At 60.3% G+C, this 24,943-nt stretch carries 29 protein-coding genes; 16 read left to right on the top strand and 13 right to left on the bottom strand.

Going from position 1 to position 24,943, the window contains the following annotated elements:
• Positions 1-3: 3 nt before the first annotated feature.
• Both argB and SIB56_RS07470 read right to left on the bottom strand, forming a co-directional pair.
• Positions 4-861 (bottom strand): acetylglutamate kinase, encoded by an 858-nt coding sequence (gene argB, locus SIB56_RS07475; RefSeq protein ID WP_413326955.1) that lies wholly within the window; start codon positions 859-861, stop codon positions 4-6.
• Positions 854-1,468 carry a DUF2854 domain-containing protein gene (locus SIB56_RS07470; protein WP_413326953.1) on the bottom strand — a complete coding sequence of 205 codons (615 nt, stop codon included), beginning with the start codon at positions 1,466-1,468 and terminating at the stop codon, positions 854-856. The genes argB and SIB56_RS07470 overlap by 8 nt, the downstream gene beginning before the upstream one ends.
• 68 nt (positions 1,469-1,536) lie before the next feature.
• Here SIB56_RS07470 and SIB56_RS07465 point away from each other — a divergent pair, with 68 nt between their 5' ends.
• The gene (locus SIB56_RS07465) at positions 1,537-1,755 is read left to right on the top strand and encodes a hypothetical protein (RefSeq protein ID WP_413327211.1); all 219 of its coding nucleotides are present in this window, start codon (positions 1,537-1,539) and stop codon (positions 1,753-1,755) included.
• Between the two features lie 16 nt (positions 1,756-1,771).
• Here SIB56_RS07465 and SIB56_RS07460 read toward each other — a convergent pair whose 3' ends face one another.
• Positions 1,772-2,230, bottom strand: coding sequence for a single-stranded DNA-binding protein (locus SIB56_RS07460; RefSeq protein ID WP_413326951.1), 459 nt, complete (start codon positions 2,228-2,230; stop codon positions 1,772-1,774).
• Between the two features lie 14 nt (positions 2,231-2,244).
• Between SIB56_RS07460 and SIB56_RS07455 the strand changes: the two genes are divergently transcribed.
• Positions 2,245-3,084, top strand: a complete 840-nt coding sequence (locus SIB56_RS07455; protein ID WP_413326949.1) for a precorrin-6A/cobalt-precorrin-6A reductase — start codon at positions 2,245-2,247, stop codon at positions 3,082-3,084.
• Positions 3,044-3,370 (top strand): divalent-cation tolerance protein CutA, encoded by a 327-nt coding sequence (cutA, locus tag SIB56_RS07450; RefSeq protein ID WP_413326947.1) that lies wholly within the window; start codon positions 3,044-3,046, stop codon positions 3,368-3,370. The genes SIB56_RS07455 and cutA overlap by 41 nt, the downstream gene beginning before the upstream one ends.
• Here the strand turns inward: cutA and SIB56_RS07445 are convergent.
• The 4 genes from SIB56_RS07445 to SIB56_RS07430 form a co-directional block, all read right to left on the bottom strand.
• Positions 3,351-4,364 carry an adenosine kinase gene (locus tag SIB56_RS07445; RefSeq protein WP_413326945.1) on the bottom strand — a complete coding sequence of 338 codons (1,014 nt, stop codon included), beginning with the start codon at positions 4,362-4,364 and terminating at the stop codon, positions 3,351-3,353. The genes cutA and SIB56_RS07445 overlap by 20 nt on opposite strands.
• A 54-nt stretch (positions 4,365-4,418) precedes the next feature.
• Positions 4,419-5,738, bottom strand: a complete 1,320-nt coding sequence (locus SIB56_RS07440; RefSeq protein WP_413326943.1) for an adenylosuccinate synthase — start codon at positions 5,736-5,738, stop codon at positions 4,419-4,421.
• Between the two features lie 108 nt (positions 5,739-5,846).
• Positions 5,847-6,269, bottom strand: a complete 423-nt coding sequence (psb27, locus tag SIB56_RS07435) for a photosystem II protein Psb27 (RefSeq protein WP_413326941.1) — start codon at positions 6,267-6,269, stop codon at positions 5,847-5,849.
• A gap of 43 nt (positions 6,270-6,312) precedes the next feature.
• Positions 6,313-8,097 (bottom strand): proline--tRNA ligase, encoded by a 1,785-nt coding sequence (locus tag SIB56_RS07430; protein ID WP_413326938.1) that lies wholly within the window; start codon positions 8,095-8,097, stop codon positions 6,313-6,315.
• A 147-nt stretch (positions 8,098-8,244) separates the two neighbouring features.
• Here SIB56_RS07430 and SIB56_RS07425 point away from each other — a divergent pair, with 147 nt between their 5' ends.
• The 5 genes from SIB56_RS07425 (at position 8,245) to SIB56_RS07405 (ending at position 10,361) form a co-directional block, all read left to right on the top strand.
• Positions 8,245-8,709, top strand: coding sequence for a resolvase (locus SIB56_RS07425; RefSeq protein WP_413326936.1), 465 nt, complete (start codon positions 8,245-8,247; stop codon positions 8,707-8,709).
• Positions 8,710-8,850: 141 nt separating this feature from the next.
• Positions 8,851-9,078, top strand: coding sequence for a hypothetical protein (locus tag SIB56_RS07420; RefSeq protein ID WP_413326934.1), 228 nt, complete (start codon positions 8,851-8,853; stop codon positions 9,076-9,078).
• A complete protein-coding gene (locus tag SIB56_RS07415; protein WP_413326931.1) occupies positions 9,020-9,532 on the top strand; it encodes an inorganic diphosphatase in 513 nt (170 codons plus the stop codon). The genes SIB56_RS07420 and SIB56_RS07415 overlap by 59 nt, the downstream gene beginning before the upstream one ends.
• Before the next feature lie 107 nt (positions 9,533-9,639).
• On the top strand, positions 9,640-9,999 hold the full coding sequence (locus tag SIB56_RS07410; RefSeq protein ID WP_413326929.1) for a 2Fe-2S iron-sulfur cluster-binding protein: 360 nt from the start codon (positions 9,640-9,642) through the stop codon (positions 9,997-9,999).
• A 2-nt stretch (positions 10,000-10,001) separates the two neighbouring features.
• On the top strand, positions 10,002-10,361 hold the full coding sequence (locus SIB56_RS07405) for a Spx/MgsR family RNA polymerase-binding regulatory protein (RefSeq protein ID WP_413326927.1): 360 nt from the start codon (positions 10,002-10,004) through the stop codon (positions 10,359-10,361).
• Here the strand turns inward: SIB56_RS07405 and SIB56_RS07400 are convergent.
• Complete coding sequence (locus SIB56_RS07400; RefSeq protein ID WP_413326925.1) at positions 10,324-11,829, bottom strand: hypothetical protein; 1,506 nt, start codon at positions 11,827-11,829, stop codon at positions 10,324-10,326. The two genes, SIB56_RS07405 and SIB56_RS07400, sit on opposite strands and share 38 nt — an antisense overlap.
• 82 nt (positions 11,830-11,911) lie before the next feature.
• Between SIB56_RS07400 and lepB the strand changes: the two genes are divergently transcribed.
• On the top strand, positions 11,912-12,643 hold the full coding sequence (gene lepB, locus SIB56_RS07395) for a signal peptidase I (protein ID WP_413326923.1): 732 nt from the start codon (positions 11,912-11,914) through the stop codon (positions 12,641-12,643).
• Here lepB and SIB56_RS07390 read toward each other — a convergent pair.
• Together SIB56_RS07390 and SIB56_RS07385 are read right to left on the bottom strand one after the other, a co-directional pair.
• A complete protein-coding gene (locus tag SIB56_RS07390) occupies positions 12,615-13,895 on the bottom strand; it encodes a dihydroorotase (RefSeq protein ID WP_413326921.1) in 1,281 nt (426 codons plus the stop codon). The two genes, lepB and SIB56_RS07390, sit on opposite strands and share 29 nt — an antisense overlap.
• Before the next feature lie 11 nt (positions 13,896-13,906).
• Positions 13,907-15,235 carry a histidine phosphatase family protein gene (locus SIB56_RS07385; RefSeq protein WP_413326919.1) on the bottom strand — a complete coding sequence of 443 codons (1,329 nt, stop codon included), beginning with the start codon at positions 15,233-15,235 and terminating at the stop codon, positions 13,907-13,909.
• Positions 15,236-15,344: 109 nt separating this feature from the next.
• Here SIB56_RS07385 and SIB56_RS07380 point away from each other — a divergent pair, with 109 nt between their 5' ends.
• The 6 genes from SIB56_RS07380 to SIB56_RS07355 all read left to right on the top strand — a co-directional run bounded on the left by SIB56_RS07380 (position 15,345) and on the right by SIB56_RS07355 (position 22,267).
• Positions 15,345-16,721 (top strand): type II CAAX prenyl endopeptidase Rce1 family protein, encoded by a 1,377-nt coding sequence (locus SIB56_RS07380; protein WP_413326916.1) that lies wholly within the window; start codon positions 15,345-15,347, stop codon positions 16,719-16,721.
• An 83-nt stretch (positions 16,722-16,804) separates the two neighbouring features.
• Positions 16,805-17,260 (top strand): hypothetical protein, encoded by a 456-nt coding sequence (locus tag SIB56_RS07375; protein ID WP_413326914.1) that lies wholly within the window; start codon positions 16,805-16,807, stop codon positions 17,258-17,260.
• Between the two features lie 3 nt (positions 17,261-17,263).
• A complete protein-coding gene (locus SIB56_RS07370) occupies positions 17,264-19,069 on the top strand; it encodes a peptidoglycan D,D-transpeptidase FtsI family protein (RefSeq protein ID WP_413326912.1) in 1,806 nt (601 codons plus the stop codon).
• A gap of 91 nt (positions 19,070-19,160) precedes the next feature.
• On the top strand, positions 19,161-20,333 hold the full coding sequence (locus SIB56_RS07365; protein WP_413326910.1) for a transaldolase: 1,173 nt from the start codon (positions 19,161-19,163) through the stop codon (positions 20,331-20,333).
• Between the two features lie 30 nt (positions 20,334-20,363).
• Entirely contained in the window at positions 20,364-20,750 is a 387-nt protein-coding gene (locus tag SIB56_RS07360; RefSeq protein WP_413326908.1) for a Crp/Fnr family transcriptional regulator, read from the top strand.
• 50 nt (positions 20,751-20,800) lie between these two features.
• The gene (locus tag SIB56_RS07355; protein ID WP_413326906.1) at positions 20,801-22,267 is read left to right on the top strand and encodes an FAD-binding domain-containing protein; all 1,467 of its coding nucleotides are present in this window, start codon (positions 20,801-20,803) and stop codon (positions 22,265-22,267) included.
• Here SIB56_RS07355 and SIB56_RS07350 read toward each other — a convergent pair.
• The 3 genes from SIB56_RS07350 to pyrH are packed head-to-tail and all read right to left on the bottom strand — an operon-like array spanning position 22,264 to position 24,655.
• The gene (locus SIB56_RS07350) at positions 22,264-23,394 is read right to left on the bottom strand and encodes an NAD(P)/FAD-dependent oxidoreductase (protein WP_413326904.1); all 1,131 of its coding nucleotides are present in this window, start codon (positions 23,392-23,394) and stop codon (positions 22,264-22,266) included. The two genes, SIB56_RS07355 and SIB56_RS07350, sit on opposite strands and share 4 nt — an antisense overlap.
• The gene (frr, locus tag SIB56_RS07345) at positions 23,391-23,939 is read right to left on the bottom strand and encodes a ribosome recycling factor (protein ID WP_413326901.1); all 549 of its coding nucleotides are present in this window, start codon (positions 23,937-23,939) and stop codon (positions 23,391-23,393) included. Before frr ends, SIB56_RS07350 begins: the two co-directional genes overlap by 4 nt.
• Positions 23,940-23,947: 8 nt before the next feature.
• The gene (pyrH, locus tag SIB56_RS07340; RefSeq protein ID WP_413326899.1) at positions 23,948-24,655 is read right to left on the bottom strand and encodes a UMP kinase; all 708 of its coding nucleotides are present in this window, start codon (positions 24,653-24,655) and stop codon (positions 23,948-23,950) included.
• Between the two features lie 102 nt (positions 24,656-24,757).
• Between pyrH and SIB56_RS07335 the strand changes: the two genes are divergently transcribed.
• Positions 24,758-24,943: a hypothetical protein gene (locus SIB56_RS07335; RefSeq protein ID WP_413326897.1), complete on the top strand. Its 186-nt coding sequence runs from the start codon at positions 24,758-24,760 to the stop codon at positions 24,941-24,943.

Here is a 24,943-nt window from a genome sequence, read left to right as displayed (position 1 = left end):
CCCTCAGCTGCGACCCACCACCATGGTGCCGATTCCCGCATCGGTGAACACCTCCAGAAGAAGAGCATGGGCGACCCGCCCATCCACGATGTGGGCAGCGGACACCCCCTGGGCAAGTGCCCTGATGCAGCATTCGGTCTTGGGTGTCATGCCACCGGCCACCACGCCGTCATGAATCAGCTGCCTGGCCTCTGAAAGCTTGAGCTGACGGATGAGCGATCGCGGATCTTCGCGGTTGCGGAGGATTCCAGGAGTGTCCGTCAGCAGGATCAGCTTCTCGGCTTCGAGAGCGGCGGCAACTTCGCCGGCCACCGTGTCGGCATTGATGTTGTGTGCGACTCCGTCGAGATTGGCGGCCACGCTGGAGATCACCGGAACATACCCACGCTCCAGCAGAGGTTCGAGCACATCGGGATTGACCCTGGCCACATCACCGACCATCCCGTGGCTGCCATCCCCCCAAGAGCGTGCCTCCACCAGGCTGCCATCGCTGCCGCTGAGGCCGACCGCCCTGGCACCAAGCCTGTTGAGTCCGTTGACAATCTGTTTGTTAACCCTGCCGACCAGGACCATTTCGACGACGTCCATCGTCTCGGCGTCGGTGACGCGCAGGCCGTCCCGGAACTCCGGGGCAATGGCGAGTCGCTTCAACCAGTGATTGATCTCAGGCCCGCCGCCGTGAACGACAACAGGCTGAACTCCCACACTGCACAACAGAGCCAGATCTCTGAACACGGCCGATTGCAGCTCGGCATGGGCCATGGCGGCGCCGCCGTATTTGACCACGATCCTGCGGCCGGCGAATCGCTGGATGTAAGGGAGGGCCTCACTCAGAACGGAGACCCGGAGGGCATCATCCATTCACCGTTTCCCCAGAGTCAGTTTCTCCAGAGTCACCTTCTCTCGCGTCAGCCTGCTTGTCGGAGGCTGAAACACCCACCGGCAGCAGGAACAGGTCCAGACGGTCACCCTTCAGCGGGGTGATGGTCACTTCGAATCCCTTGGCGAAAAATCGACTCAGACGATTTCTTTTCTCCTGCCAGAGCTGGATGGGAACGGCCTCACAGGCAAAACGGAGTCGCAGGCCGTAGTGGCCGCTCGGGCAGATCTCCTCGATCTCCAGCAGTTGCGGTGGTTTGTCCTCGTCCCACAGCTTGAGAGATTCCAGCGAGCTTTCAAGATGGGCTTTCTGGCCATACTTCCAGCGGGTGACGTCGCCGAGAAGCTTCCCCAGCTCAGGAGTGGCAGCTTGCCGCTCATTCTTCAGCTGAGATTTCGGCGTGATGCGCCGGGCGGGTGGAAGTTCGGATGATTTGAGGGCCAGACCGCCCAGCAGGATCGGAATGCCATAGAAAATCGTCGGCAGGCTGAGGTTGGCATTTCCGGAGGCGTAGGCAATTGAGCCGACCACGGTGAGCACCCCACCGGCGATGGTGACCAGGCTTCCTGGCGAGAGCAGATCGTTCATGCGGCATTGGAAGTGGCGCCATTCTGACCGTGTGGGGGGCAGGATGGATGGGCCTGCGGCCGCAGCCGATGGAGAGCATCCGATCGCAAGACCAAGACCAGAGCCAGCCGGAGGATGCAGCGACGCTGATCCAGCAGCTTGAACAGGACAGGGCGTGGTTGCTGGAACAGATTGACCGGGGGCGATGGCAGGAGTTCCGCCTGGATCTGGCAGCACTCGAGCGGGAGCTCGGCCAGCTGCTTCAGCGCGCCTCCGAACATTTCAGCTCAGGCACCGAGCAGCACTGAACAGGGTTCCTGTCGTTCAGAACGGGATGTCGTCGGTGTCAGGGACCAGAGGAGCGGTGTTCCATTGCGCGGCAGGTTCCTTCGCAGGGGTGGGAGCCGGAGTTGCTGCTGCTTCCGCTCGCATGCCGGGAACGGTGCCTGATGACTGGGCCTGAGCAGCGGGGCCGCTTCCACCGGCCACCGGATGCAGCCGGGCAAGGGTGAATTCGGCACGTTTTTCCTTGGTGCCGTCCTGGCGGGGCACCGTGTTCATCCGCAGCCGACCTTCGATCAGCAGTCGCTGTCCGACCTGCACCCGGTTCTGCAGGTCCTGGGCAAGATTGCCCCAGCCCACCACTTTCAGTTGGCCTCTTGGGTCATCGGGGCGCAGCGCATCGAAACCGACCTCCATCTCTGCGATCGGTGTCTGGTTGTCCTGGGTGTAGCGCAAGGTGGGAGCCTGAAGAACATCCACTTCAAGTACGCAGTGATTCATCCTCGGCCTGGTCAGTGAGCGCCATCTTGATGCACCGCTGGCGGAATCGCATGAACCATGTGCTGGTGTTTGCCGGCACAGGTGAGGGCCCTTCCATCGCCAGGGCACTGCTGGAATCAGGTCACCGCGTCAGCGTCAGCGTTGTCAGCACAGCTGCGTCCAGGGCCTATGCGGGAATGCTGCTCGATGAGTTGCATGTGGGAGCGTTCCCGTCCCAGGGCTCTCTCAGTGATTATCTGGCGGCTGTGGGAGTGACACAGGTGGTGGATGCAACGCATCCATTCGCCCTGACCATCAGTGCTGAGCTGCGCTCGGTCTGCTCTCTGCAGAATCTGCCGCTGATTCGATTCGAGCGTCCTGACCATGCCGTGGACGAGGGATCACTGCTGGCGAGGGTTGAGGATCTTGCCGGCTGTGCCCTGTCTGGCCATCGTCTGCTTCTCGCTGTTGGAGCGCGTCAGCTGGCTGCCGCAGCTGCCGCAGCGAGGCTCGCGGGAGCCCGTGTTCATGCCCGGGTGCTTCCCACCGCTGAAGCCATTCGTCATGCCGGTCTCGCCGGCTTGTCCGGGGAGCAGCTGGCGGTGTTGAGACCGGGAAGCGGTGAGCGCAGCGGGGGGCTGGAGGCCGCACTGTGTCGTCGCTGGGAGATCACCGACGTGGTCTGTCGGCAGTCGGGCGGAGCTGCTGATCAACTCTGGAGCGAGCTGTCCCGCAAACACTGCATATGCCTCTGGAAGCTGAAACGACCGGAACCGCTGCTCAGTGTTGACGCTGTCCATAGCGTGAACCAGTTGTGCCGAAAGCTCGATGGCGATGTCAACGGATCTGCGACTGATCCTCACCACGGAGGCTGACCAGACCAGGGCCGAGCGGCTCGCCGAGACACTGATCGAACGCCGGCTGGCCGCCTGCGTCAGCTTGATGCCGGTGCAGTCCCGCTATCGCTGGCAGGGAGAGATTGAGCGTTCGCAGGAGGTGCAACTGCTGATCAAGACCAGTCCGCAGCGACTTGAGGAACTGCTTGCAGCCCTTGAGTCGCTGCACAGCTACGACACTCCTGAAATTCTCCAGATGGCAGCTCAGGCCGGAGCTGCCTATGCGGCATGGGCAATGAGTGCGCTCAGTTCAGATGCTCCTTGATCAGATCAGGAAGAGACACCTGGGAGCGAGCGCCCAGCTGGGTGACGATCTGCCCGGCGCAGAGGGCTCCCAGCTGTCCGCAGCGCTCCAGCGAATCACCCTGGGTGAAGGCATGCAGAAAACCGCCGGCATACAGGTCACCCGCGCCCGTGGTGTCGACCAGTTCGCCGAGCCCGTAGATGCCGATGTCCCAGCGCTGTTCTCCGCTGAGCACAACCGATCCCTCGCTGCCGCGGGTGACCGCCGTCACCCAGCAGCAACCGCGCACCTTGTCGATGGCCGTATCAAAGTCCTCAGTCTCATAAAGAGCTTTGATCTCAACTTCGTTGGCGAACAGCACATCCACGTGACCGTTCACCAGATCGAGAAAGCTTTCGCGATGGCGATCCACGCAGAAACCATCCGAGAGGGAGAGAGCGACACGTCCGCCCGCCGCACGACAGGCCTCCGCAGCAGCGATGAAGGCCCGCTTGGCTGCAGGGCTGTCCCAGAGGTAGCCCTCCAGGTAGAGCACCTTGGTCTCCTTGACCATGGAGAGATCAAGGTCTTCAGGCTCAAGCTGAGTGGATGCTCCGAGATAGGTGCACATCGTGCGCTCCGCATCGGGAGTCACATAGATGAGACAGCGGGCTGTTGTGGCGCCGATGGTGGCGGCAGGCGTCTCGAACCGGGCTCCCACGGCGCGGATGTCATGGCTGAAGATTGATCCGAGCTGGTCATCACGCACCCGGCCGATGAAGCCCGTTCGACCACCAAGCTGAGCGATGCCCACCATGGTGTTGGCCACCGAGCCGCCTGAGGTTTCCAGTCCAGGACCGCTTGAGTTGTAGAGCTCCTCCGCCTGCTGCTCATTGATCAGGCACATTCCTCCTTTCTGCAGTCCGCGCTCACTGAGAAAGCCGTCCTCGGTCTGAACGAGCACATCAACGATCGCGTTGCCGATGCCGACCACATCCAGGGACGCGTCGGGCTGGAAACGGGGGGAATCGGCCATGAGCAAATCGTTGTTAATTGCGGCAGTCTTACGCCCTGACGGGGGCTGCCGGAATCAGGCGCTCAGGAGAGCCCGCTTGGGTCCGTGAATCGGATCCTCGACAACGATGGTCTGGTCGCGCCCCGCTCCCAGCGAGACGATGGCAATGGGGACCTCCATCAGGTCGGCCAGGAAGCGCAGGTAGGCCATGGCTTTCTCCGGCAGATCTTCGAGTGTGCGGCATTCGGCGGTGGAGCACTGCCAGCCGGGGAGCGTCTCGAAAATCGGCTGACAGCGGGCGAACGCCTCGGCAGAGGAGGGAAAGTGTTCGATCCTTTCGCCATCGAGCTCATAGGCCACACACACCTGAAGTTCATCAAGTTCGTCGAGTACATCGAGTTTGGTGATCGCCAGGCAATCAAGACCGTTCACCCCCACGGCGTAGCGTCCGATCACACCGTCGAACCATCCACAGCGCCGACGCCGGCCGGTGGTTGTGCCGAATTCACCTCCCCGGTCGCAGAGATGGTCGTTGAGACTGCCGTCGAGCTCGGTGGGAAACGGTCCCTCTCCGACCCGGGTTGTGTAGGCCTTGGCCACGCCGATCACCCGGTCAATCAGGGTCGGTCCAACCCCGGCTCCGATGCAGGCACCACCGGATACTGGGTTGGAGGAGGTGACGTAGGGGTAGGTGCCGTGATCCAGGTCAAGCAGAGTTCCCTGTGCGCCCTCGAACAGGATGTTCTTGCGGCCTCTGGCTGCCTGGTGAATCTCCCTGGTGCAGTCCACCACGTGGGGAGCCAGACGTTTGCCGTAGGCCAGATATTCGCTGATCACAGCTTCTGCATCGAGCGGTTCAACGCCATAGATGGTCTGCAGTAGCTGATTCTTTTCGTTGAGGGGCCCTTCGAGACGGTCGCGCAGTCGCGCTTCATCGAGAAGGTCGATCACGCGAATCCCACTGCGCTGGGATTTGTCGGCGTAGGTGGGACCGATGCCTCTCCCCGTGGTGCCGATGCGCCTGTCGCCTCTCTGCTTCTCCATCGCCTGGTCGAGCAGGCGGTGGTAAGGCATGGTCACATGCGCGGTGGAGGCGAGCTTCAGGCCGCCGATATCAATTCCGTTCTCGATCAGCATGTCGAGTTCGCCCAGCATCACCTTGGGATCAACCACCGTGCCGGAGCCGATCAGGCAGACGGTGTCGGGATACAGAATTCCAGAGGGAATCAGGTGCAGCTTCAGAACCTGATCATCAACAACGATGGTGTGGCCAGCATTAACGCCGCCCTGATAACGCACCACGACATCAGCTGACCGGCTCAGGAGATCCGTGATTTTTCCTTTCCCTTCGTCACCCCACTGCGCACCGATGACGACAACATTGGCCAAAGACACCGCGGCCCGAAGCCGCCATTCTGCACAATCCACCACTCTCTCAGATCCACCTGCCTGGGGTCAAAAAGAGTTGCGGAATTGTGATTGGCAGCTGGGAAGCCTCGGTGGTCAGGTGCCTCTCAGAGCCGCTTTCTCCGCCTTGCTGAGTTCTTTCTCAACACGTGTGCGAAGAGCCTCAGGGACCGGACGATTGGTGTATGTGTTGTAGTGACCCTGAAGGGAATTGAGCGCCGTCTGCATCGTGGTGAAGGAACTGAGGCCATTCACCCGCGGGCGCGGCCGATACCTCGACATGTAGTCATTGATCAGGTCGTGCGCTTCCTGTTCGGAAGCCTGAAGATCCTCGGCATCGGACGGCAGTGCCAGCGTTGTCTGCAGTGAGTGAACAACTGCCACGGTGTCCTCGACGTAGTCGCCTGTCAGTGTTGACACAGAGTCTCCGCAGGCTGTGAGCAGCAGAGAAAGGCCAAGGCACAGGGCCAGGGTGAGCACCCTGAGTTGGCGGCTGAGGCGTTGCAGCGCGATTCGCATGGCAGGAGATGTTTGAGGAACTTTAAGGCTGAGCAGCGCTGGTTCAGGATCCGGGTGACACCGCTTTGAGCACACAGCTCAGGGCATCCTGATGCGAGAGGCTGTTGCTTGAGCTGCTGGATCGTTCCACAACCTCGACCCGTCCTGCTTCCGCTTCGCGACCCACAACGATTCGCCAGGGAATTCCGATCAGGTCGGCATCCTTGAATTTGACGCCCGCACGCTCACTGCGGTCATCCAGCAGCGTTTCAACGCCTTCAGCCTGCAGCGAGCCATATAGAGACTCACCCAGAGCAAGCTGGGTGCTGTCTTGAATGTTGGCGACAACAACGATCACCTGGAAAGGCGCGATGCTCAGCGGCCAGCAGATTCCCGCATCATCGTGGTGCTGTTCCACGGCGGCCTGAGCAAGTCGCGAGACGCCGATTCCATAGCAACCCATCAACAGGGCAGTTTGCTTGCCTTCCTTGTCGGTGAACCGGGCGTCGAGTGCATCGGAGTATTTGTCTCCCAGCTGAAAAATGTGACCAACCTCGATTCCTCTGCGCTCTTGCAGCATTTGCTCGGGGTCATGCAGAGATCGTTCTCCCGCCCTGGCGTTACGGATGTCGGTTCGGATCTGATCGGGTACAGAGTCCCAGGTGGCTCCCCAGCGATGCTGATCGGCGCTGTTGGCACCGCAGACAAAACGCTTGAGGTCCAGTGCTGATGGATCCGCCAGCCTCATAAAATGCTGCTCCCAGCTACGGGCGCCCTTCAGTGCCGCATCCTCCAGATCGGGGCCGAGGGAGCCGAAGGCCAGAGCCGCCAGGCCCTGCTGGCGGATCTGGTCCCCGGTGATCGGCGCAATGTCCAGCGCGGACAAGCCCAGCTGCCGGGTCACGGCGTTGGTCAGCTTGACCTCGTTGAGCTCATGGTCCCCGCGCAGGCTGACCAGAAGAGGCTGTTCCCTTCCATCCTCAAGGCGGGCCAGAAGCACCAGCACCTTGATGGTCTGACCGGCTGAGAGCCCGTTGGCGGAGCAGAGATCCTCAATTGTGATCTGACCAGGCGTTTCCAGCATTCGCTCCTCGCCCTCAGGTAGGGCATCCGCTGAGTCTGGAATCGACACCGCCTTCTCCTGATTGGCGGCATAGCTGCCGTCCGGGGTGGAAAGGATCAGGTCTTCGCCGGCATTCGCCACCACCATGAATTCCTGGGATGCAGCGCCTCCGATCGCGCCGCTGTCGGCATCCACGCCCACTGCATCAAGACCGCAGCGCTGGAAAATCCGGGCATAGGCAGCGGCCATCTGCACGTAGGTCCTCTCAAGATCCGCTTCGTCGCAGTGAAAGGAATACGCGTCCTTCATGATGAATTCACGACTGCGCATGAGGCCGAAGCGAGGCCTGATCTCATCGCGGAACTTTGTCTGGATCTGATACAGCGTCACAGGCAATTGCTTGTAGGAGCGCAGCAGTTCTCCGGCCAGTTCTGTCACAACCTCTTCGTGGGTGGGGCCGAGGCCCACGCGACGTCCCTGTCGGTCCTCCAGGTGGAACATGATTCCCTCTCCAGCGGTGTAGCCCTGCCAGCGACCGCTCCGTTCCCAGGGCTCAGCTGGCTGCAGCTGTGGAAGCAGGGTCTCGAGTGCTCCAAGCCTGTCAAGTTCGTCACGGACGATGGTGCTGATCTTCCTCAACACTCGCCACATCAGCGGCAGGTAGGCGTAGATACCCGGTCCAACGCGTCTGATGTATCCACCGCGAACGAGTAGTTGATGAGACGGAATCTCAGCGTCCGCAGGCACGTTCCTCAACGTCACCAGCGACAGGCGGGAGACGCGCATGACAGGAATTTATCAACGGGGTCTGGAAGCTATCACCAGCAAGAAAACGGTCGATCCGGGAACTGTCACTTTGGCTGTGATCGATGCTGGCGTCCTGAGTCTCAGCTGCTATGTTCTGCGAAATCCAAGCTGTCCCAGCGCTGTCTCATGTTTCCTCGGCCGATCGAAGTTTCAGTACCGGCCGCGATTGATTCTTCGGATCTTCGAAGTGATGCTGGCGCCGTTCTTTCCCAGTCGGATGCATTGGTTGGTATCGATGATGTTCAGAAATCATTGAATCGATCGCGTGCCTCTGTCTATCGCTACACCAATACTGATCCACGTAATCTCAATCCACCTTTCAATCCCCGCAAGCTCAATCCTGAGTACCGAAGCGATCAGAAAGACCCGCTTCTCTTTCACCCCAATGAAGTCGCCCGTTTCGCGAAGGATGTTCTGAGGATCAAGGAAGTCACGGTTGAAGTTCTTAATTCACCGTCCACTGCAACGCAACAGGTGCTCGGAGCGATTCTTGATGAGCTGCGTCTGATCCGATCACGTCTGGACGGTCTGCCCGAAGCTCCATCCGATCTCGCCTCAAGGCGTGACCGTCAGGATCGTCCTGCTGCATAAGGCTTGCAGAGGTGTCAGAATGAACGCGAGCCAGGATTCCATGTAATCCCATCTCACTCTCCCGGCAGATCGACCTCCGGTTGTTCTGAATGACTTCTGTGCCCCAGGTGAGAAGTCCGGGATGCCCCCGACCACCACTGAATGGACCCTGAGCCTGCCCCCCAGTCTTCAGCGCAAGCAGCGCAGTTCGTGGCCATACCCGCTCTTGCCGTTCTCGGGTTCACACTTGCCGTCACAGGACTTGGCGTTCCGCTGGCTGCAGTGCTAACCGACCGCCCCACTCACTCCTCTGTCACCGCCAAGGAGAGTCATGGACCTCAGGGCTCTTTCTCCATCTCCGTCTCCAGGGCTGGTCAACCTGATCGTTGAGATCCCTGCCGGGAGCCGCAATAAATATGAATATTTTGAGGATGCTGGAGTGATGGCACTGGATCGTGTCCTTCATTCCTCTGTGCGTTACCCCTTTGATTACGGGTTCATTCCCAACACCCTTGCCGAGGATGGCTCGCCACTTGATGCCATGGTGATCATGGCTGAACCCACCTTTGCCGGATGTCTGATTCAGGCACGCCCCATCGGTGTGCTCGATATGCACGACATGGGGCATTACGACGGGAAGATTCTCTGTGTTCCTGAAGCTGACCCACGCCAGCGCGGCATTCAGAGCATTGTTCAGATCGCTCCCAGTCAGCTTGAGGACGTGGCCGAGTTCTTCCGCACTTACAAGAACATGGAGGGCCGCGTGACGGAAATCGGCGGCTGGCGTGATGTTGATGCGGTTCAGCCACTCCTGGAAACGTGCGTTGAAGCGGCTTCAGGCTGAATCTTTGATGAGCCCTGTCTCAGGCATTTCTCTGATCAAACCGCCGGAAGACTCTCACAAGGAGCTGAAGGCTTGTAAATTAAGTGACATTTACGTGTGATCGATCCGTGCCAACCATCCGTTTTGAGCAGGAAGGCCAGCAGGTCAGTTGCATTGACGGTGCCAACCTGCGCAAAGCGACTCTTGCCGCAGGAGTCAACCCTTACAAAGGTCTGAACAACCTCAATAACTGTGGGGGTGTTGGTCAGTGTGGAACCTGCGTCATCGAAGTGCTTGAAGGTGCTCAGAACCTTTCTCCCCTCAGTGATGTCGAAGAGGTGTACCTGTCTGACAGGCCGGCGAACTACCGCCTCAGTTGTCGGACCACTGTCAATGGAGACGTCACGGTCCGCACCTGCCCGGGCGATGGGGTGGGTCAGGGTTCCAACAGTCTCATCGGTGCTGTCAAAAGTCTTCTGGGTCGGTGAACGTGGCGGACTACAAAGTCTTCAGCTATTCCCGCTGCAGCACCTGCCGAAAAGCGCTCTCGTGGCTCGAAGACCAGGGATTTGATTTCGAGGTGATTGACATCACGCTTTCACCGCCATCGTCTGTTCTCCTGCGCAAGGCCTACGAGCAGTTCGGTCAGGTCAAGCCGCTGTTCAACACCAGCGGACAGAGTTACAGAGCACTGGGAGCCGAGGCGGTCAAGGTCATGAGCGACGATCAAGCCCTGGCAGCTCTGGCAGCCGATGGAAAACTGATCAAGCGTCCTTTCGTGTGTTGTCCGGACGGCAGTTTTCTTGTGGGTTTCAAGCCCGATGTCTGGTCTGAGTTGCTGTTGAGTTGAAATTCAAACCATCAAGCTCCGTGATCAGCTCATCGACATTCCTCTGCAGCCTCAGTTGATCCATGCTGCTTCTCTTGAGATCCTCGAGAAATGCCGCCACAAGCTCCTGGCTGCGTTCCAGCACTGGACCCTGCTCGAGAGTTCTGGCCAGTTCTTCCCAGAACCGATCAACGGTCTGAACCCCCAAATCCTGAAGCAGCGGATCTTTCTGAGCCAGGCGATCTCCAGCGTTACGGGAAAGATTCAGAAGGGAATCAACGAGTCCGATCGACAGCTGATGACTGAGCTGTGCCTCGGCTTTGCCGATTCCAGGCAGCGATCGAAGCGGTGCAGGAACCCCGGACTCCTCGAGGTTGCGTCGCAGAGCATGACTCACGAGAGCCACCAGCTGGGGACGCATGCCTGGCCCCACCTGGGTCAATACCAACGGAAGCCACAGGCGCAGCAGTTCAGCGAGTTCCCGTTCGCCATCCGATTCGATGCTCTGGTGACTGCAGAGCCGCCGGATCTTCTCGGGCCAATGGGGTGAGCGGATCGCATCCTGGGCGGTATCGAGGATCCGCAGAGTGATCACTTCGAACAGCTCCAGTGCAAGTACAGCAACCACTCCGCGGCTGACTGCCGCCCTGAGGGGTTCCAGCTGAATCATGCGAGCGCTGGAGAGGCGTTCGGTGACGGGCACGATTCGCAGCAGTCTCCAGAACGGAATCAACAGCGGTAAATCAATCCAGCGGCGCAACAGTGCGTCTCGCCAGGCGATCGCCGGGTAGCGCTGCTTCAGTCGGATGGCACGCAGCATGATGTCCAGCAAAAAAAGAATCTGGAAGGGAAGATCGATCCTCCAGGACAGATCGATTGGCTGCCCGTTTTCATCTGTTCCGCGCCAGTAATTGGTGGCAGCGAGAGGAAGAATGCTCTTGTGCCAGAACCTTTTCTCAGCGTCCCATTTCTCATCCGTCAGGTAACGGTCGCCAAGCAGATGAGCAGCGGATTGCTTGGCTGAATCCATCCCCGCCCTGGCCCTCAGGCGACTCTTGAGTTTTTCCAGAGTTCCTGTTTTGGCTGAACTGACAAAGGGGTTCTCATCGATCAGCTGGCTGTTGCGCACCACCATTTCCAGCCGCAGCTGCTTCGCGGCAGGGCTGTTGATTCCGTCGGCCGCGGCAATGCGTTCCAACCGTTCAAATTGTTGGATGTAGGTTTCAGTGTCCCGATGGGGCTCTATTCCCTTCACCGGGTCGTAGAGGGGCGTGATGTCCGGCAGCCATGGCAGCGGAACAGCCACGCTGATGGAAGGCAGAGGAAACAATGTTCGCTGCAGCCAGAAGTTGCGCAGCGGCACGTAGGTCACATCGAAGACCACCCACGCCAGATTCAGGGCTGCGATTCCGGCGACCATGCGGTCCCAGCCAAGCCAGAAGCGACGGCTTGCGGAAGGTTTCACACCTTGCCACCGAGGTCTGACCATGGGTGTGAGCGTTCTGATCTGAGGCTAGGTGGCCATCGCCGACAGGCCTATCTTGGATGGCCTACGGCCATTCAGGTTCCCGTTGCCAGACGCCCAGCACGACGCTCCGCCATCACAGGCTGATTCTCCAGCGGATCCGTCTTCGTCCTCCTCCAAGTCCAAGGGCCAAAAAGGACACCCGTTCTGGGATTTCTGGGGCCCTGTGATCTTCACCCTGGCGTTGTATCTGGGAATCCGTCACTACGTGGCGGAGGCGCGCTTCATCCCCTCGGGTTCGATGCTTCCCGGTCTTCAGATCCAGGACCGGCTGCTGGTGGAAAAACTCTCTTACACAACGCGGGGCCCACGCCGTGGCGAGATTGTTGTGTTCAACTCACCGCATGCCTTCGATCCGGCGTTGAACACCGCTGGCTCGCCCCCTGCATTTCGCTGTGCGCTCGCCAATTTCCCCTTGCTGGGTTTGATCCCCGGCCTCGGTCATCCTGCCTGCGACGCTTACATCAAAAGGGTTGTTGCAGTCGGTGGAGATCAGGTCTCTGTGAACCCCCGGGGCGAGGTGCGTGTTAACGGCGATCCTGTTGATGAGCCCTACGTCACCAGATACTGCCCTGTTGATGAACAGGGGATGAGCCTCTGCCGAACCCTGAATGTCACTGTGCCTGAGGGCCATGTGCTTGCGCTTGGTGACAACCGCAGCAACAGCTGGGACGGCCGTTACTGGCCAGGGGGGCCTTTCCTTCCTGAGGATCAGATCATCGGCCGTGCTCTCTGGAGGTTCTGGCCGTTCAATCGCCTTGGATCGCTGGGGTCCTGAGTCCACACTCCACAACGCGTCCCTGCAGAGGCCTGTCGATCCATGGCTGATTGGCCGCCCTCGAGGCATCCGCGTCCGAGCGAGAGGGTGTCCAGACCACATCCGGATCGAACAGAAGCCAGCGACGGCTACCCGTTGTCAGGCGCTCCTCATCAATCCCCATTAATCGGGAAGGCCCGAAACTGAGCACGTCCCACAAGCGTTCGGTGCTCCAGCCGCGAGACTCCACAAGGGCTTGCCAGAGAGATGGGAGAACATGTTGATGACCGGCAATTCCGCGCAGGCGTTGATCGGGAGGCAGGAGGCACTCTTCATCATCCAGCGGTGAGGCATGCACTGCCACCGCCTGGATCAGGTTGCGTCGAAGGGCTTCGATCAGGGCATCGCGGTCTCTTTCGCTGCCCAGAGACGGTGACACAAACCACGAGGCTGCCGTCGCTGCACTCGACGCGGTGCTTGTCAACACGTGCCACCAGCTCACGGTTGCTGCTGGCGGTGCCTTCAGCTGTTGCAGGAGCTCAACCCCCACCGCCGTGGACACTCCCATCAGCACCAGATTGCGCTCCGGGTGCTCCTGCTGCAGCTGGCCGAGTTGAATCAGAGGAAGGGTTTCACTGCTTGGCGGGTCGGTGGGCCAGCCTGCCCTCAGAGCTTCTGGGCCTTCCCGAAGCAGACCCTCTCCACGCAGAACCAAATCCAGGGGCGGGATCAGAACAGGTGATGATCCTGATTCGCCCAGGGTGAGAGCACGCTCGAGCAAGGGGACCGGCGGCATGATCGCGCCATCCGAGAGGCCGACGGCTCCGGCTTCGATCAGGTCGGCATGGGGAGTCAGATGTTCGCCACGCCCTTCCCGGCTGAAGCCTGCCCAGAGATGAACAGCAACGTCACAGTCAGCCAGTTGAAAACCACGCAGCCGATCCGGTTGCTCACGACGGCCGCCAGAGGCCTCAGGCAGCAGGCCAATCTGTCCGTACCCCCCCGCAGCGGCGGAACGCAAGAGGCTTTCCAGGGTTTCGCACTGGCCCTGAAACGGATCGGGGAGAAAGGAATGGGCATCGACGAGGCAGGGAGCGAGCAGCTGATGTCCTGCATCCCTTGGGCTGATCCCAGCTGATCGAGCCGCTTCGCGGGCAGGTTCGCCGAGTGCTTCGAGACATCCGCCGTGGAGGAGAGCTGCACCTCGCTCCTGCAGAGCTTGGTCGGAGCCGACCAGCACCCTCACAGGGTCGAGCAGGATCATCTCGGTCATCGGTCTCAGTGTCAGAGCGCTCCTGCCGCCGTGCGATCGAGCACACCGCCGAGGTGGGAGGTGAGATTCAGGCAGGCAACAACTGCAGGCTGCCCCGGTTCGGATGGCATGTCGACCACAGTGACGCCTCCGTTGCCCTGTTTCACGGACCAGATATCGGCGGGGCTGAGGCCAAGGAGATGGCAGAGGATCGTTTTGTTGACTGCGTCATGGGCCACCACGAGGGCTGTCTCAGCGGCATCGAGATCTGAGGCGATTGCGTTCCAGCTGTCGACGGAGCGTGTCCAGACGTCCTGGATGGTTTCCCCTTCAGGCATCTGCACCCTCTCAGGTGTGCGTTTCCACGCTTCCAGCAGATCGCCCCAGTCCGCCTGGATCTCCGACTCAAGCTTGCCCTCCCAGAGACCATGGCCGATTTCCATCAGACCGTCCGTCAGTGTGATGGAGACACCAGGATGCGATTTCAGAATCCCCTCAGCTGTTTCCCGGGGGCGCGACATCGAACTGCTGTAGGCCTTCTGCAGCGACACGTTCTGCAGAAACCCCCGCGCCGCCTCCGCCTGTGCATGCCCGTTGCTGTTGAGGGGAATGTCGATCTGGCCCTGGAAGCGACCTTCCCTGTTCCAGTTCGTTTCGCCGTGCCGAACCAGGATCAGACGTGATCCGCTGCCTTTCCCGGGCAGTGGTGGCTCCAGATGCGCGGTGCTGTTCAGGCACTCGATCTGCACCTGATGGCCATTGTCATGCGGGATGAGATTGAAGACGGACAGTGATGCATTGTCGAGGCGTAGTCGTCGGAAGCCCTGTTGCGGATCTCCCAGCAGACTCACGATCAGACAACGCAGGATGGCGTTGTGACCCACAAGCAGCACAGTCTCATCGCCGGTGACAGGGTGTCGTCTGATCAGCTCCTCAAGGAAGCTGTTCGCCTGCTGCATCAGTTCCTCGTAAGGACGGTATGAGCAGCCGTCCTTTCTGATCAGTTCCAGGGCTTCCGGATTCCGTTTCCACGTGGCGAACTGTTCAGGGAAACGCTCGGAACGTTCGTCCGCCGTCAGACCGCTCCATGGCTCGAGGTCAATTTCCAGAAGGCCTTCATCGAGGTTTGGCCTGAGTGCGTCATTGCGGGCGTCCAGAATTCCCGTTGCGGTGGATGCGGCCCGTTTCAGCGGCGAGCTGTAAGCCGCGTTGATGGGAACGTCCGCGAGTGCCTGCCCGAGCCGGCGTGCCTGATCCTGTCCGGTCGCGGTGAGTGTGGAGAGATCGTCGCGCCCCTGGATCCTTCGCTCCACATTGAAGCTGCTGAGACCGTGACGAACGAGAAGGAGACGCAAGGGCACCGCTGCATGCTTAGAGAGCGCCGCCATCGTATGAGCGTGGCCTTGGTGCAGTCTTCACAGGTTGCAGCACGCGCCACCGACGAGAATTCGATGCAGTTGCCCGCTCTGCGTGACCAGCCCACCCTCCGGACGTTCAACGGCTGCTCCGTTTTGGAAGGTGAGTCTTGCCCTGCTGTCTCTGCTGCTGGCCACATTCTTCTGGGTTGTGGGGCTGGTGGACAGCTTCGCCAAACCCTCGGTCGCCCCTGCGTTGTCACTTGAGCAACAGGAGCTGACTCTGCTGGCGGAGCCGCAGGTTCCAGCTCCATTGCGCACGCTTCTGCTGGGAGCGGATGCCGCTGACTCCCTGCTGAACAGCCTGCGTCAAAGCCCGCTTGAACGTCTTGATGACCGGCAGAAGCTCCTGTTCACAGCACTGGAGACGGATCCGGACCATCTGAGCAGTCTCCAGCAGGTTGAGCTCGAATCCACTGATCTGCTTGAGCTTCAGAGGGCTCTGGCCAAGGGAGGGGACCGCAGCATCAGTGCGGATGAACGTTCAAGGCTGCTGCCGCTGTCCCCAGATCCACTCACCCGTCGGCTTGCCTGTAAGGCACTGGGGGGAGAGGCGGAAAGCTGCCTCGATCAGGCATCCGCCACCAAGGCCGCACGCCGGCTGGTCGTCAGTGAGCTTCTGCCTCTGCTGGCTCTGTTGTTCGGCGGACTGCTGCTGCTCCGCCATCTGTGGCTGCTGCTGCGACGCCGGCTGCCGCCCTGGCCGGCCCTTCTGGCCCCTCCACTGGGGGTTCTCGACATGGTGTTGCTGGTTGCCGGCGGTTTCGTGGTGCTTGGCGAGGTGCTTCTGCCCATCCTGGTGATTCCTCTCTCCTCCGTAGTCACCCGTGGTTTTCCTGCGCCCCTGACGCAGGGCGTCAACGTGTTTCTCGGTTATGTCGCCCTGGCGTTGCCACCACTGCTGATTCTGCGCCAGCAGCTCGGGCAGCTGGACCGCGCGCAGCGGCCTCAGGATGGATGGCTGCAGTGGCGGGTGCAGCCTCTGGGCAGTGCATTGCTGCAGGGGGCACGGGGCTGGCTGATGGTGTTGCCACCCGTTGTTCTGACCGGCTGGATGATCACGCGTCTGATCGGCGATCAGGGAGGTAGCAATCCACTTCTCGAGATCGTTCTCAACAGTCAGGACCCGGTGGCGCTGTTGTTGCTCTCACTCACTGCTGTGGTTCTGGCGCCTCTGTTTGAGGAAACGATCTTCCGAGGAGTTCTGCTGCCCGTGCTCGGCCGTTCCCTCGGCCGTACCGGCGCCGTTGTGGTGAGTGCACTGGTCTTTGCCGTGGCGCACCTCAGCATCGGTGAACTTGCTCCGCTGCTGGTGCTCGGGCTCGGTCTGGGCCTTCTGCGTCTCAGCACAGGTCGTCTGCTGCCCTGCGTCGTGATGCATGCACTCTGGAACGGTGTGACCTTCCTGAATCTCCTGTTGCTTGGAAGCTGATCCAATCTTCAGTCCTGGTCAAGGTTTCAGGCTTGCAGGGTCCTCCCTCAGGTGGTTCACTGGCGCATTGATGAACCTAGTCCGTGGTCGCGGTTCCGCAGTCACAGCCGTCCTCCGCGCAACGTCCGGCATCCGCCGGCCCTTTCGAGGTTATTCAGGGGTCTCTCTCCGCTCGGCGTGTCGCGCGCAAGTCTCCGCTGCTGGCGGGGCTTCATCGCACAGCGGACGGCAGTCTGATCGGGGTGTTCGCGGCAGTGCTCTTGCTGAGCGGTCTCACGCTGCACTGGCAGCATCGTTGGACCCTGGCGTTTCGTCAGCTTGAAATGACCAGGGATCTGGCCCATCGCCTGACTGAATCCACGGCGATGCTTGAACGTCATCTGCTGGAACGGGCACAAACACCCAGGCAGATGGTTCCCACCACTGTGGCCAATCTGGTGTATCTCGACCGTCCCTCCTCGGCGACGACAACTCCGGCGACAAATCATCTGGCCATGCTCGGTTCGCTGATGGAGCGAACCATCCATCACGGCTACTGATTCATGGGCCGTCACGCCAAGTTCCCCCGGTCCGGAGCCAGCCGCCAGCGCAGGCGGGTCGTTCCCCTGGAGCCTGTCCCCGCGGGGCGCATGCGCTCGGTGTTTGCGCTTCTCTGCGTCGGTCTGGTTGGCCTGATGGTGCGGATGGCCTGGCTTCAGGTGTTTCAGGCCAATGAGCTGGAAGCTCGTGCCCGCTTGGTTCAGACCCAGCGCACCAAGCCCCTTGGGACCCGACGTCCGATCGTCGACCGCACTGGACGTCTCGTTGCCCTCGATGAGGAGCGTTATCGCCTTTGGCTGCATCCCCGTTACTTCAATCTTCCCGGCGATGCCCCGACGCTGATCAGGCCTCCTGCTGATGTTGCGGCACGCCTGTCACCTCTGCTTGCACTGAGCGAGCAGGAGATCCTCAAGCGCATCGGTGATCGTCCCTCAGGAATCAAGCTGATCGAGGGGCTGGATCCTGAAACCGCATCAACGATTCGATCAGCCGGCATCTCCGGTGTTGATCTTGAGTCCTATCCCCACCGGGTCTATCCCCAGGGAGATCTGTTCGCCAACGTGGTTGGTTTCCTGAATCAGGAGCGTCAACCTCAGGCAGGGCTCGAACAAAGCCGACACGACGAGCTGCAGCGCCATGAACAGGCCCGAAGTCTGCGCCGTGGAGCCGATGGCACACCATTACCTGACAACCTCGATGCAGGCGTTTTCTTTGGAGACGATCTGCGGCTTCAGCTCACTCTCGACGCGCGCCTCCAGGCCCTAGCCGCAAAGGCTCTCGCCGATCAGATCAAAACCTGGAAAGCCAAGAAAGGAGTCGCCATCGTCATGAATGTCACCAACGGCGAGTTGCTGGCGCTGGCTTCCGTTCCCACCTACGACCCGAACAGCTACTGGACCTTTCCGGCTGGCCGTTTCCGTGAATGGTCCGTGCAGGACCTCTATGAACCTGGATCCACGTTCAAGCCCATCAACCTCGCACTCGCCCTTCAGGAGGATGCGATTCAGACCACAGATCGCGTCCAAGACAGCGGTTCCGTCACGATCGGTGGCTGGCCGATCAACAATCACGACCGGCGAGCGAACGGTCTGATCGACTACGCGACCGTGCTGCAGGTGTCCAGCAATGTGGGCATGGTTCAGGCCATGCGCAATCTGCCCTCATCCACCTACTGGGACTGGCTGAGTCGCCTTGGCCTTGATGCACGACCTGACACCGACCTGCCCGGAGCCGTTGCCGGACAGCTCAAGTCGAAGGAGCAGTTCACCTCGCAACCGATTGAACCTGCCACGGCCTCCTTCGGTCAGGGGTTTTCCCTGACACCCCTGAAGCTGGTGCAGCTGCATGCATTGCTCGCCAATGGAGGTCGTCTGGTCAGCCCTCACATCACCCGTGGACTCAGAGCAGGCGATGCATTGGCTCCGCCCGGATCACGTCAGGGTAAGCCGTTGCTGAAGCCTGAAGTCACCAGCACCGTGATGGCCTGGATGGAATCCGTGGTTGAAAAGGGGAGCGGCAAGGGCGTAAGAACGCCTGGATATCGCATTGGCGGCAAAACGGGAACCGCGCAGAAGGCTCTCAATGGTGTGTATGTTCCCGGCGCTCTGATCTGCAGCTTTGTAGCCACCCTTCCCGTCGATGATCCTCGTTATGTCGTGCTGGTGGTTGTGGATGAACCTCAGGGAGACAACGCCTATGGCTCCACCGTGGCTCTGCCGGTTGCCAAATCAATCATTGATGGTCTGCTGGTGATTGAGAGGATTCCCCCCAGCACGGCCAGCACCCCAGCATCGGCCCAGCCCGGTTGAAGCTCGAAACAGCCTCGGCACAGCTGAATTTTTCCGCTGGATGCCAGGCCTGAAAACGCGGCTACGTTACAGGCAACAAGCCTTTAGAGACATGGCCTCCCTCCTTGAGCAGCTCTCTGCGATGACCGTTGTTGTGGCGGACACGGGCGATCTTGAAGCGATTCGCAAATTCACGCCTCGGGATGCCACCACCAACCCGTCCCTGATCCTTGCAGCTGCTCAGATACCCGCTTATCAAAATCTGATCGACGAGGCCCTGCGTTCCTCACGTCGTTTGATCGGCGACAGCGCCCCTGTTGAAAAGGTGGTGCGGGAGGCCCTCGATGAGATCAGCGTGATCTTCGGCAAGGAGATCCTCAAGATCGTTCCTCGGCGAGTGTCCACGGAAGTGGATGCGCGGCTGAGTTACGACACCGATGCCACCATTGAAAAAGGCCGCAAGCTGATTCGCCTCTACAACGACGCCGGCATCAGCAACGATCGCGTGCTGATCAAGATCGCCTCCACATGGGAGGGCATCAAAGCGGCAGAAGTTCTGGAGAAGGAGGGAATTCACTGCAATCTCACTCTTCTGTTCGGTTTCGGTCAGGCTGCAGCCTGTGCGGAGGCCGGTGTCACGCTGGTTTCTCCGTTCGTTGGCCGCATCCTTGACTGGTACAAGGCTGACACCGGCCGTGATTCCTATCCCGGACCTGAAGACCCCGGGGTTCTCTCGGTCACCAAGATCTTCAATTACTTCAAGGCCTATGGCTACAAAACCGAGGTGATGGGAGCCAGTTTCCGGAACATCGACGAAATCACCGAGCTGGCAGGCTGTGATCTGCTCACCATTTCACCCAAGCTGCTGGATCAGTTGCGTTCCAGCGACGCCAGGCTCACCCGCAAGCTCGACGCTGCCAACCCCTCAAGCAGTGAAGCCCAGATTCATGTTGACCGCGACACGTTCAATTCGATGATGGCTGCCGACCGCATGGCCACCGACAAGCTCGGCGAGGGGATCAAGGGCTTCAGCAAGGCGATTGAGACCCTGGAAAGCATGCTGGCCCACCGGCTCGCGGAACTGGAGGGAGGTCAGGCCTTCGGTCATGCCGTGCAGGAGATCTTCATGCTCAACGACATGAACGGTGACGGTTGCATCACCCGCGATGAGTGGCTTGGCAGCGATGCCGTTTTCGATGCTCTCGACCTTGATCATGATGGCCGGCTCACCCAAGAGGAGGTGAGGCGTGGCTTCGGATCAGCTCTGTCCCTGACGACGGCCTGATCCTCTGTTCCGTTCTGCCCCCAGTCGCCTGTGAACGCTCTTGACACCATGGTTGCCCTTGCTCGCAAGAGCGAGGTGCACGGCGTCAATGCCGGTGATGTCATCTTCGAGGCTGATGACCCCGGTTCGTCGATGTTCGGCGTGCTCGAGGGAACGGTCCGACTGTCCTGGACCAATGAGAGCGGTCAGGAGGGATATGAACTGATCGAAGCCGGCAACGTTTTCGGCGCCGGTGCGCTGGTGATGGAAGGCCATCGACGGCTGGGTACGGCACTGGCCCAGAGCGATTGCCGTCTGATCGAGATGAACCGTGAGAAATTCCTGTTCGCCGTTCAGGAGTCACCCATGTTCGCCATCGAGCTGCTGGCCTCGGTCGATGCACGTCTGCGTGACCTGAAGATCAAAGCCCAACCCTGATCCGGATCTGATTAGTTTCGTCTGTGTTGTGTGGAGCTGTTCCGCGTTCGATGGCGTTGCAGCTGGTCTGGTTCAAGCGGGATCTGAGGCTGGAGGATCACAGGCCTCTGGTCGAGGCATTGGCTATCGGGGACGTGCTTCCTCTCTACATCGTTGAACCTGAGTTCTGGCTTCAGCTGGATGCCTCCGGCCGTCAGTGGGAATTCTGCAGGGAGGCGCTTCTCGATCTCCAGCGGGCAATGGCTGACCTGGGTCAGCCTCTGGTCATCCGGTGCGGGGATGCGGTTGCAGTTCTCGAGCGCGCCAGGCGACAGCTTGGTGTGACCGGCCTCTGGAGTCATGAAGAAACCGGAAATGACTGGACCTATTCCAGAGACAGGAGGGTGGCTGCGTGGGCAAGGCATCAGAGCATCCCCTGGCGGGAGATTCCCCAGTTCGGTGTGATCCGACCGCTTCGGAGTCGCAAGGGTTGGGCTCAGCGATGGGAGGCGCAGATGGCGGAATCGATCACTCCCGCTCCGAGCCGTCTTGTGCCGCTGCAGGGGCTCTCAGCTGGTGAACCACCCACGTCCTCTGAACTGGGACTCGATCCGGATCACTGTCCCCACCGTCAGCAGGGAGGCCGCCACGCCGGTCTCAATGAGCTCGAGGATTTCCTGCAACAACGTGTGGAGCATTACTGCCGATCCATCTCCAGTCCCAACAAGGCGTTCACGGGGTGTTCCAGGCTGTCCGCCTATCTCACCTGGGGTTGCCTGTCCATGCGCGAGGTTCTCCAGCGCAGCAGAGGGCTGCAGGGCCGCGGTGTGCGCAGTTTCGGGTCAAGACTTCACTGGCACTGCCATTTCATCCAGAAACTCGAGGATCAGCCATCGATCGAGTGGCAGGATTTTCACCCCTTCATGCGTGACCTGCGAGATCCCGATGCCGATCGTCTGACCGCCTGGGCTGAGGGGACGACAGGAGTTCCATTTGTCGATGCCTGCATGCGAGCCCTCAGAGCGCATGGCTGGATCAACTTCCGGATGCGGGCGATGTTGATGTCGTTTGCGAGTTACAACCTCTGGCTGCCCTGGAGAGACAGCGGTCTGCATCTGGCGCGGCAGTTTGTTGATTACGAACCTGGGATTCACTGGAGTCAGTGTCAGATGCAGTCGGGCAGCACCTCCATCAACACGATCCGGATCTACAACCCGATCAAGCAGGGGCGTGATCATGATCCGGATGGAGTGTTCATCCGTCGATGGTGCCCTGAACTGGCGGATGTTCCCGCGGTGCATCTGCATGAACCCTGGGCTTTCAACGGTGTGATGCCGATCGTGGATTGTGCTGATTCGGCCAGACAGGCCAAGGAGATGATCTTCGCGATCAGGCATTCAGCGGGATTTGATCGCCATGCCGATGCCATTCAGAGGCGGCACGGGTCAAGGCGCGCCGGTTTGCCTGCATCATCCCGGCGACGATCGCGTGGTCGCGTGATTGATCCATCCATGCAGCAGCTGGCCCTCGATCTCTAGTTGCGCTGCAGCAGCAACCGGCGAATCACACGCTGGGCGATATCGCCGTATCCCATCTCTCCAGAAAGGATCTGGGCGATTCGTCTGGGCGCGGTGGGCCGCTTGACACCAAGCTGATAGCCCACGCCGGGGAACCTGTAGAACACCTGTGCAATCCGGCGCCCCCAGGCCATCGAGTCTCCCCAGCGCTGTCGCATCTCCCTGGAGTAGCCGTGAAGGGAGCGCTCCTCGCCTCTCAGCCAGCGGTCAAGATGTTTGGCTGCTTCGCAGCCGCTCATCAGAGCTGGCCGCAACCCCTCCGCAAGAAAGGGATCGCAGAGAGATGCGGCATCACCGACTGCCATGACTCCGTCGGAATGCAGTGGGCTGTGACCGTTCCAGACCCTCAGGCTGGCCTGCTGCCTCAGACCTGCATCAGCTGAAAAGCCGAGGTCGGGCAGCAGTGCACTGAGGATCGTCTCGGAATCGGCGACGTCTCTGCCGATGAAGGTGCCCACACCCACATTGATGCCATCTGCCAGAGGGAAAGCCCAGGCAAAACCATGGTGCACCAGACCGAATTCAAATCGCGCCGTTCCAGGCGTGAGTGCTCCCAGTCCCTCAAGGCGAACCGACAGGGTGCTCGCCATGTGCAGGGAGCGCGGACCGATGCCGACCTGCTGCGGCCAGGGTGACCCAGAACCATCGGCAATCACCACGGCTCTTGCCTGAATGGGTTCACCCTGCTCACTTTTCAGCGTCCAGCACGCATCGTTGCGTTCCAGGCATGTCACGCGGAACGGGCGGTGAAGTGTGGCACCGGCGCTCACCGCCTGGTCAAGCAGCAGGCGATCCAGGTGTTCACGCCTGACGATCCAGAACGGTGCTTCCCCTGGAAGGTCTGCGACAACCGGATCTTCCAGACACCAGCTGAAGTCGACCCGGCGGATCACATCATCCACAGCTGGGGTGAGGTCGAAGGGGAACCAGTTCTGAACGGAGGACGCCATGCCACCACCACATGGCTTGATCCGTCCACTGGGCTCGGCTTCGAGCACGCTGACCGAGTGCCCCGCAGCGGCAAGATGAAAGGCTGCTGCGGTGCCGGCAGCTCCGGCACCGATCACGGCAACGTCGGTTTCAATCACACCTTGAGGATGTCGGCCTCCTTGTCGGCCAGGTGCTTCTCCAGAAGTCCGATGAACTTGTCGAGAGTTTTCTGGATGCCCTCCTGTTCGTCACGGCTCTGATCCTCGGAGAAGTCGCCTTCCTTCTCCTGTTTCTTGATCCTGTCGATGGCGTCGCGGCGAATGTTGCGCAGAGCCACCTTGCCTTCCTCGGCGTATTTGGAGGCGAGCTTGCAGAACTCCTTGCGTCGCTCCTCCGTAAGCGGGGGGACATTGATGCGGATGATCTTGCCATCGTTGTTGGGGGTGAAACCCAGCTCGCTCATGGCAATGGCTTTCTCGATTCCCGCCAGGGCGCTGATGTCGAAGGGCTGGATTTGGATGGTCTGGGAATCAGGTGTTGTCAGCGTGGCCAGCGACTTCAGCGGCGTCTCGGCTCCGTAGTACTCCACCGTGATGCGATCGAGCAGAGACGAATTGGCACGTCCCGTGCGGATGGTGTTGAACATGCGCTGGGTGGATTCCACCGACTTCTGCATGCTTGCTTCGAGGTCTTGCTTCGACATAACGATTGTCAGTTGTTGATCCGGGAACCGATCGGCTCTCCAGCCACGGCTTTGCCGATGTTGCCAGGTTCAAACAGATTGAAAACAACGATCGGAATGTTGTTGTCTTTGCAGAGTGCGATGGCGGTGCTGTCCATGACGGCAAGCTCACCGCTCAGAACCTGCTGATAGGTGAGATGTTCATGCTTCACGGCATCGGCATGTTTAGCCGGGTCCTTGTCGTAGACCCCATCCACCTTGGTGGCCTTGAACACCACATCGGCATTGATCTCGGCGGCTCGCAGTGCTGCCGTGGTGTCGGTGGTGAAAAAGGGATTTCCGCAACCGGCACCGAAGACCACCACTCGGCCTTTCTCCAGATGACGGATGGCTTTTCGGCGGATGTAGGGCTCAGCGACCTCCTGCATGCCGATCGCTGTCTGCACCCGTGTCGGCACGCCGGCGCGCTCCAGTCCATCCTGAAGCGTGATCGCATTCATCACCGTGGCCAACATGCCCACGTAATCAGCCGTGGCGCGATCCATTCCCGCAGCCGATCCCTTCAGGCCACGAAAGATATTCCCACCGCCAACGACAATGGCCAACTGGGTCCCGCCTGCGATCACCCTGGCGACGTCTTCGGCGATGGACTGCACGATGGCGGGATCGATCCCGTAGCCCTGTTCTCCCATCAGCGCCTCACCGCTGAGTTTCAGGAGTGCACGCGCGTAGGCCATTCATCCACCTGATCCAGCCGACAGTAGCAAGCAGGATCAGACGATCCCGCCACTGGCGCACCCTCGCTGGAGCCGCTTGGATGGGTCAACATCCAAGCACTCATGCCTGAGGAGATCGGTGGACGCAGTTCGGTGATGGCACGCCTCACCCTGTCCGCGCTTGACCGTGCAAGCCAGGACCCATCCTGCTGGCGTGATCCGGTGGTGCATCGCGCGCTGCTGGTCAGTGGACTTTCTGTTCTGACAGCTGCATCCGGTCTGATCAAAAGCGATCTGGAGCTGGAGTGA

The sequence above is a fragment of the Synechococcus sp. MIT S9503 genome (assembly GCF_047304175.1).
Classification (GTDB): Bacteria; Cyanobacteriota; Cyanobacteriia; order PCC-6307; family Cyanobiaceae; genus Synechococcus_C.
This window is presented reverse-complemented; position numbering and strand designations above follow the sequence as displayed.

Excerpts from the sequence above, each read along its gene's own strand:
- SIB56_RS07470 (WP_413326953.1), bottom strand. The coding sequence starts at position 1,468 with ATGAACGATCTGCTCTCGCCAGGAAGCCTGGTCACCATCGCCGGTGGG.
- SIB56_RS07390 (WP_413326921.1), bottom strand. The coding sequence starts at position 13,895 with ATGACCGAGATGATCCTGCTCGACCCTGTGAGGGTGCTGGTCGGCTCC.
- SIB56_RS07415 (WP_413326931.1), top strand. The coding sequence starts at position 9,020 with ATGGACCTCAGGGCTCTTTCTCCATCTCCGTCTCCAGGGCTGGTCAAC.
- SIB56_RS07430 (WP_413326938.1), bottom strand. The coding sequence starts at position 8,097 with ATGCGCGTCTCCCGCCTGTCGCTGGTGACGTTGAGGAACGTGCCTGCG.
- SIB56_RS07465 (WP_413327211.1), top strand. The coding sequence starts at position 1,537 with ATGGAGAGCATCCGATCGCAAGACCAAGACCAGAGCCAGCCGGAGGAT.
- SIB56_RS07460 (WP_413326951.1), bottom strand. The coding sequence starts at position 2,230 with ATGAATCACTGCGTACTTGAAGTGGATGTTCTTCAGGCTCCCACCTTG.
- SIB56_RS07370 (WP_413326912.1), top strand. The coding sequence starts at position 17,264 with ATGGGCCGTCACGCCAAGTTCCCCCGGTCCGGAGCCAGCCGCCAGCGC.
- SIB56_RS07335 (WP_413326897.1), top strand. The coding sequence starts at position 24,758 with ATGCCTGAGGAGATCGGTGGACGCAGTTCGGTGATGGCACGCCTCACC.
- SIB56_RS07425 (WP_413326936.1), top strand. The coding sequence starts at position 8,245 with ATGTTTCCTCGGCCGATCGAAGTTTCAGTACCGGCCGCGATTGATTCT.
- SIB56_RS07355 (WP_413326906.1), top strand. The coding sequence starts at position 20,801 with ATGGCGTTGCAGCTGGTCTGGTTCAAGCGGGATCTGAGGCTGGAGGAT.
- SIB56_RS07420 (WP_413326934.1), top strand. The coding sequence starts at position 8,851 with ATGGACCCTGAGCCTGCCCCCCAGTCTTCAGCGCAAGCAGCGCAGTTC.
- cutA (WP_413326947.1), top strand. The coding sequence starts at position 3,044 with ATGTCAACGGATCTGCGACTGATCCTCACCACGGAGGCTGACCAGACC.
- SIB56_RS07365 (WP_413326910.1), top strand. The coding sequence starts at position 19,161 with ATGGCCTCCCTCCTTGAGCAGCTCTCTGCGATGACCGTTGTTGTGGCG.
- pyrH (WP_413326899.1), bottom strand. The coding sequence starts at position 24,655 with ATGGCCTACGCGCGTGCACTCCTGAAACTCAGCGGTGAGGCGCTGATG.
- psb27 (WP_413326941.1), bottom strand. The coding sequence starts at position 6,269 with ATGCGAATCGCGCTGCAACGCCTCAGCCGCCAACTCAGGGTGCTCACC.
- frr (WP_413326901.1), bottom strand. The coding sequence starts at position 23,939 with ATGTCGAAGCAAGACCTCGAAGCAAGCATGCAGAAGTCGGTGGAATCC.
- SIB56_RS07445 (WP_413326945.1), bottom strand. The coding sequence starts at position 4,364 with ATGGCCGATTCCCCCCGTTTCCAGCCCGACGCGTCCCTGGATGTGGTC.
- argB (WP_413326955.1), bottom strand. The coding sequence starts at position 861 with ATGGATGATGCCCTCCGGGTCTCCGTTCTGAGTGAGGCCCTCCCTTAC.
- SIB56_RS07400 (WP_413326925.1), bottom strand. The coding sequence starts at position 11,829 with ATGGTCAGACCTCGGTGGCAAGGTGTGAAACCTTCCGCAAGCCGTCGC.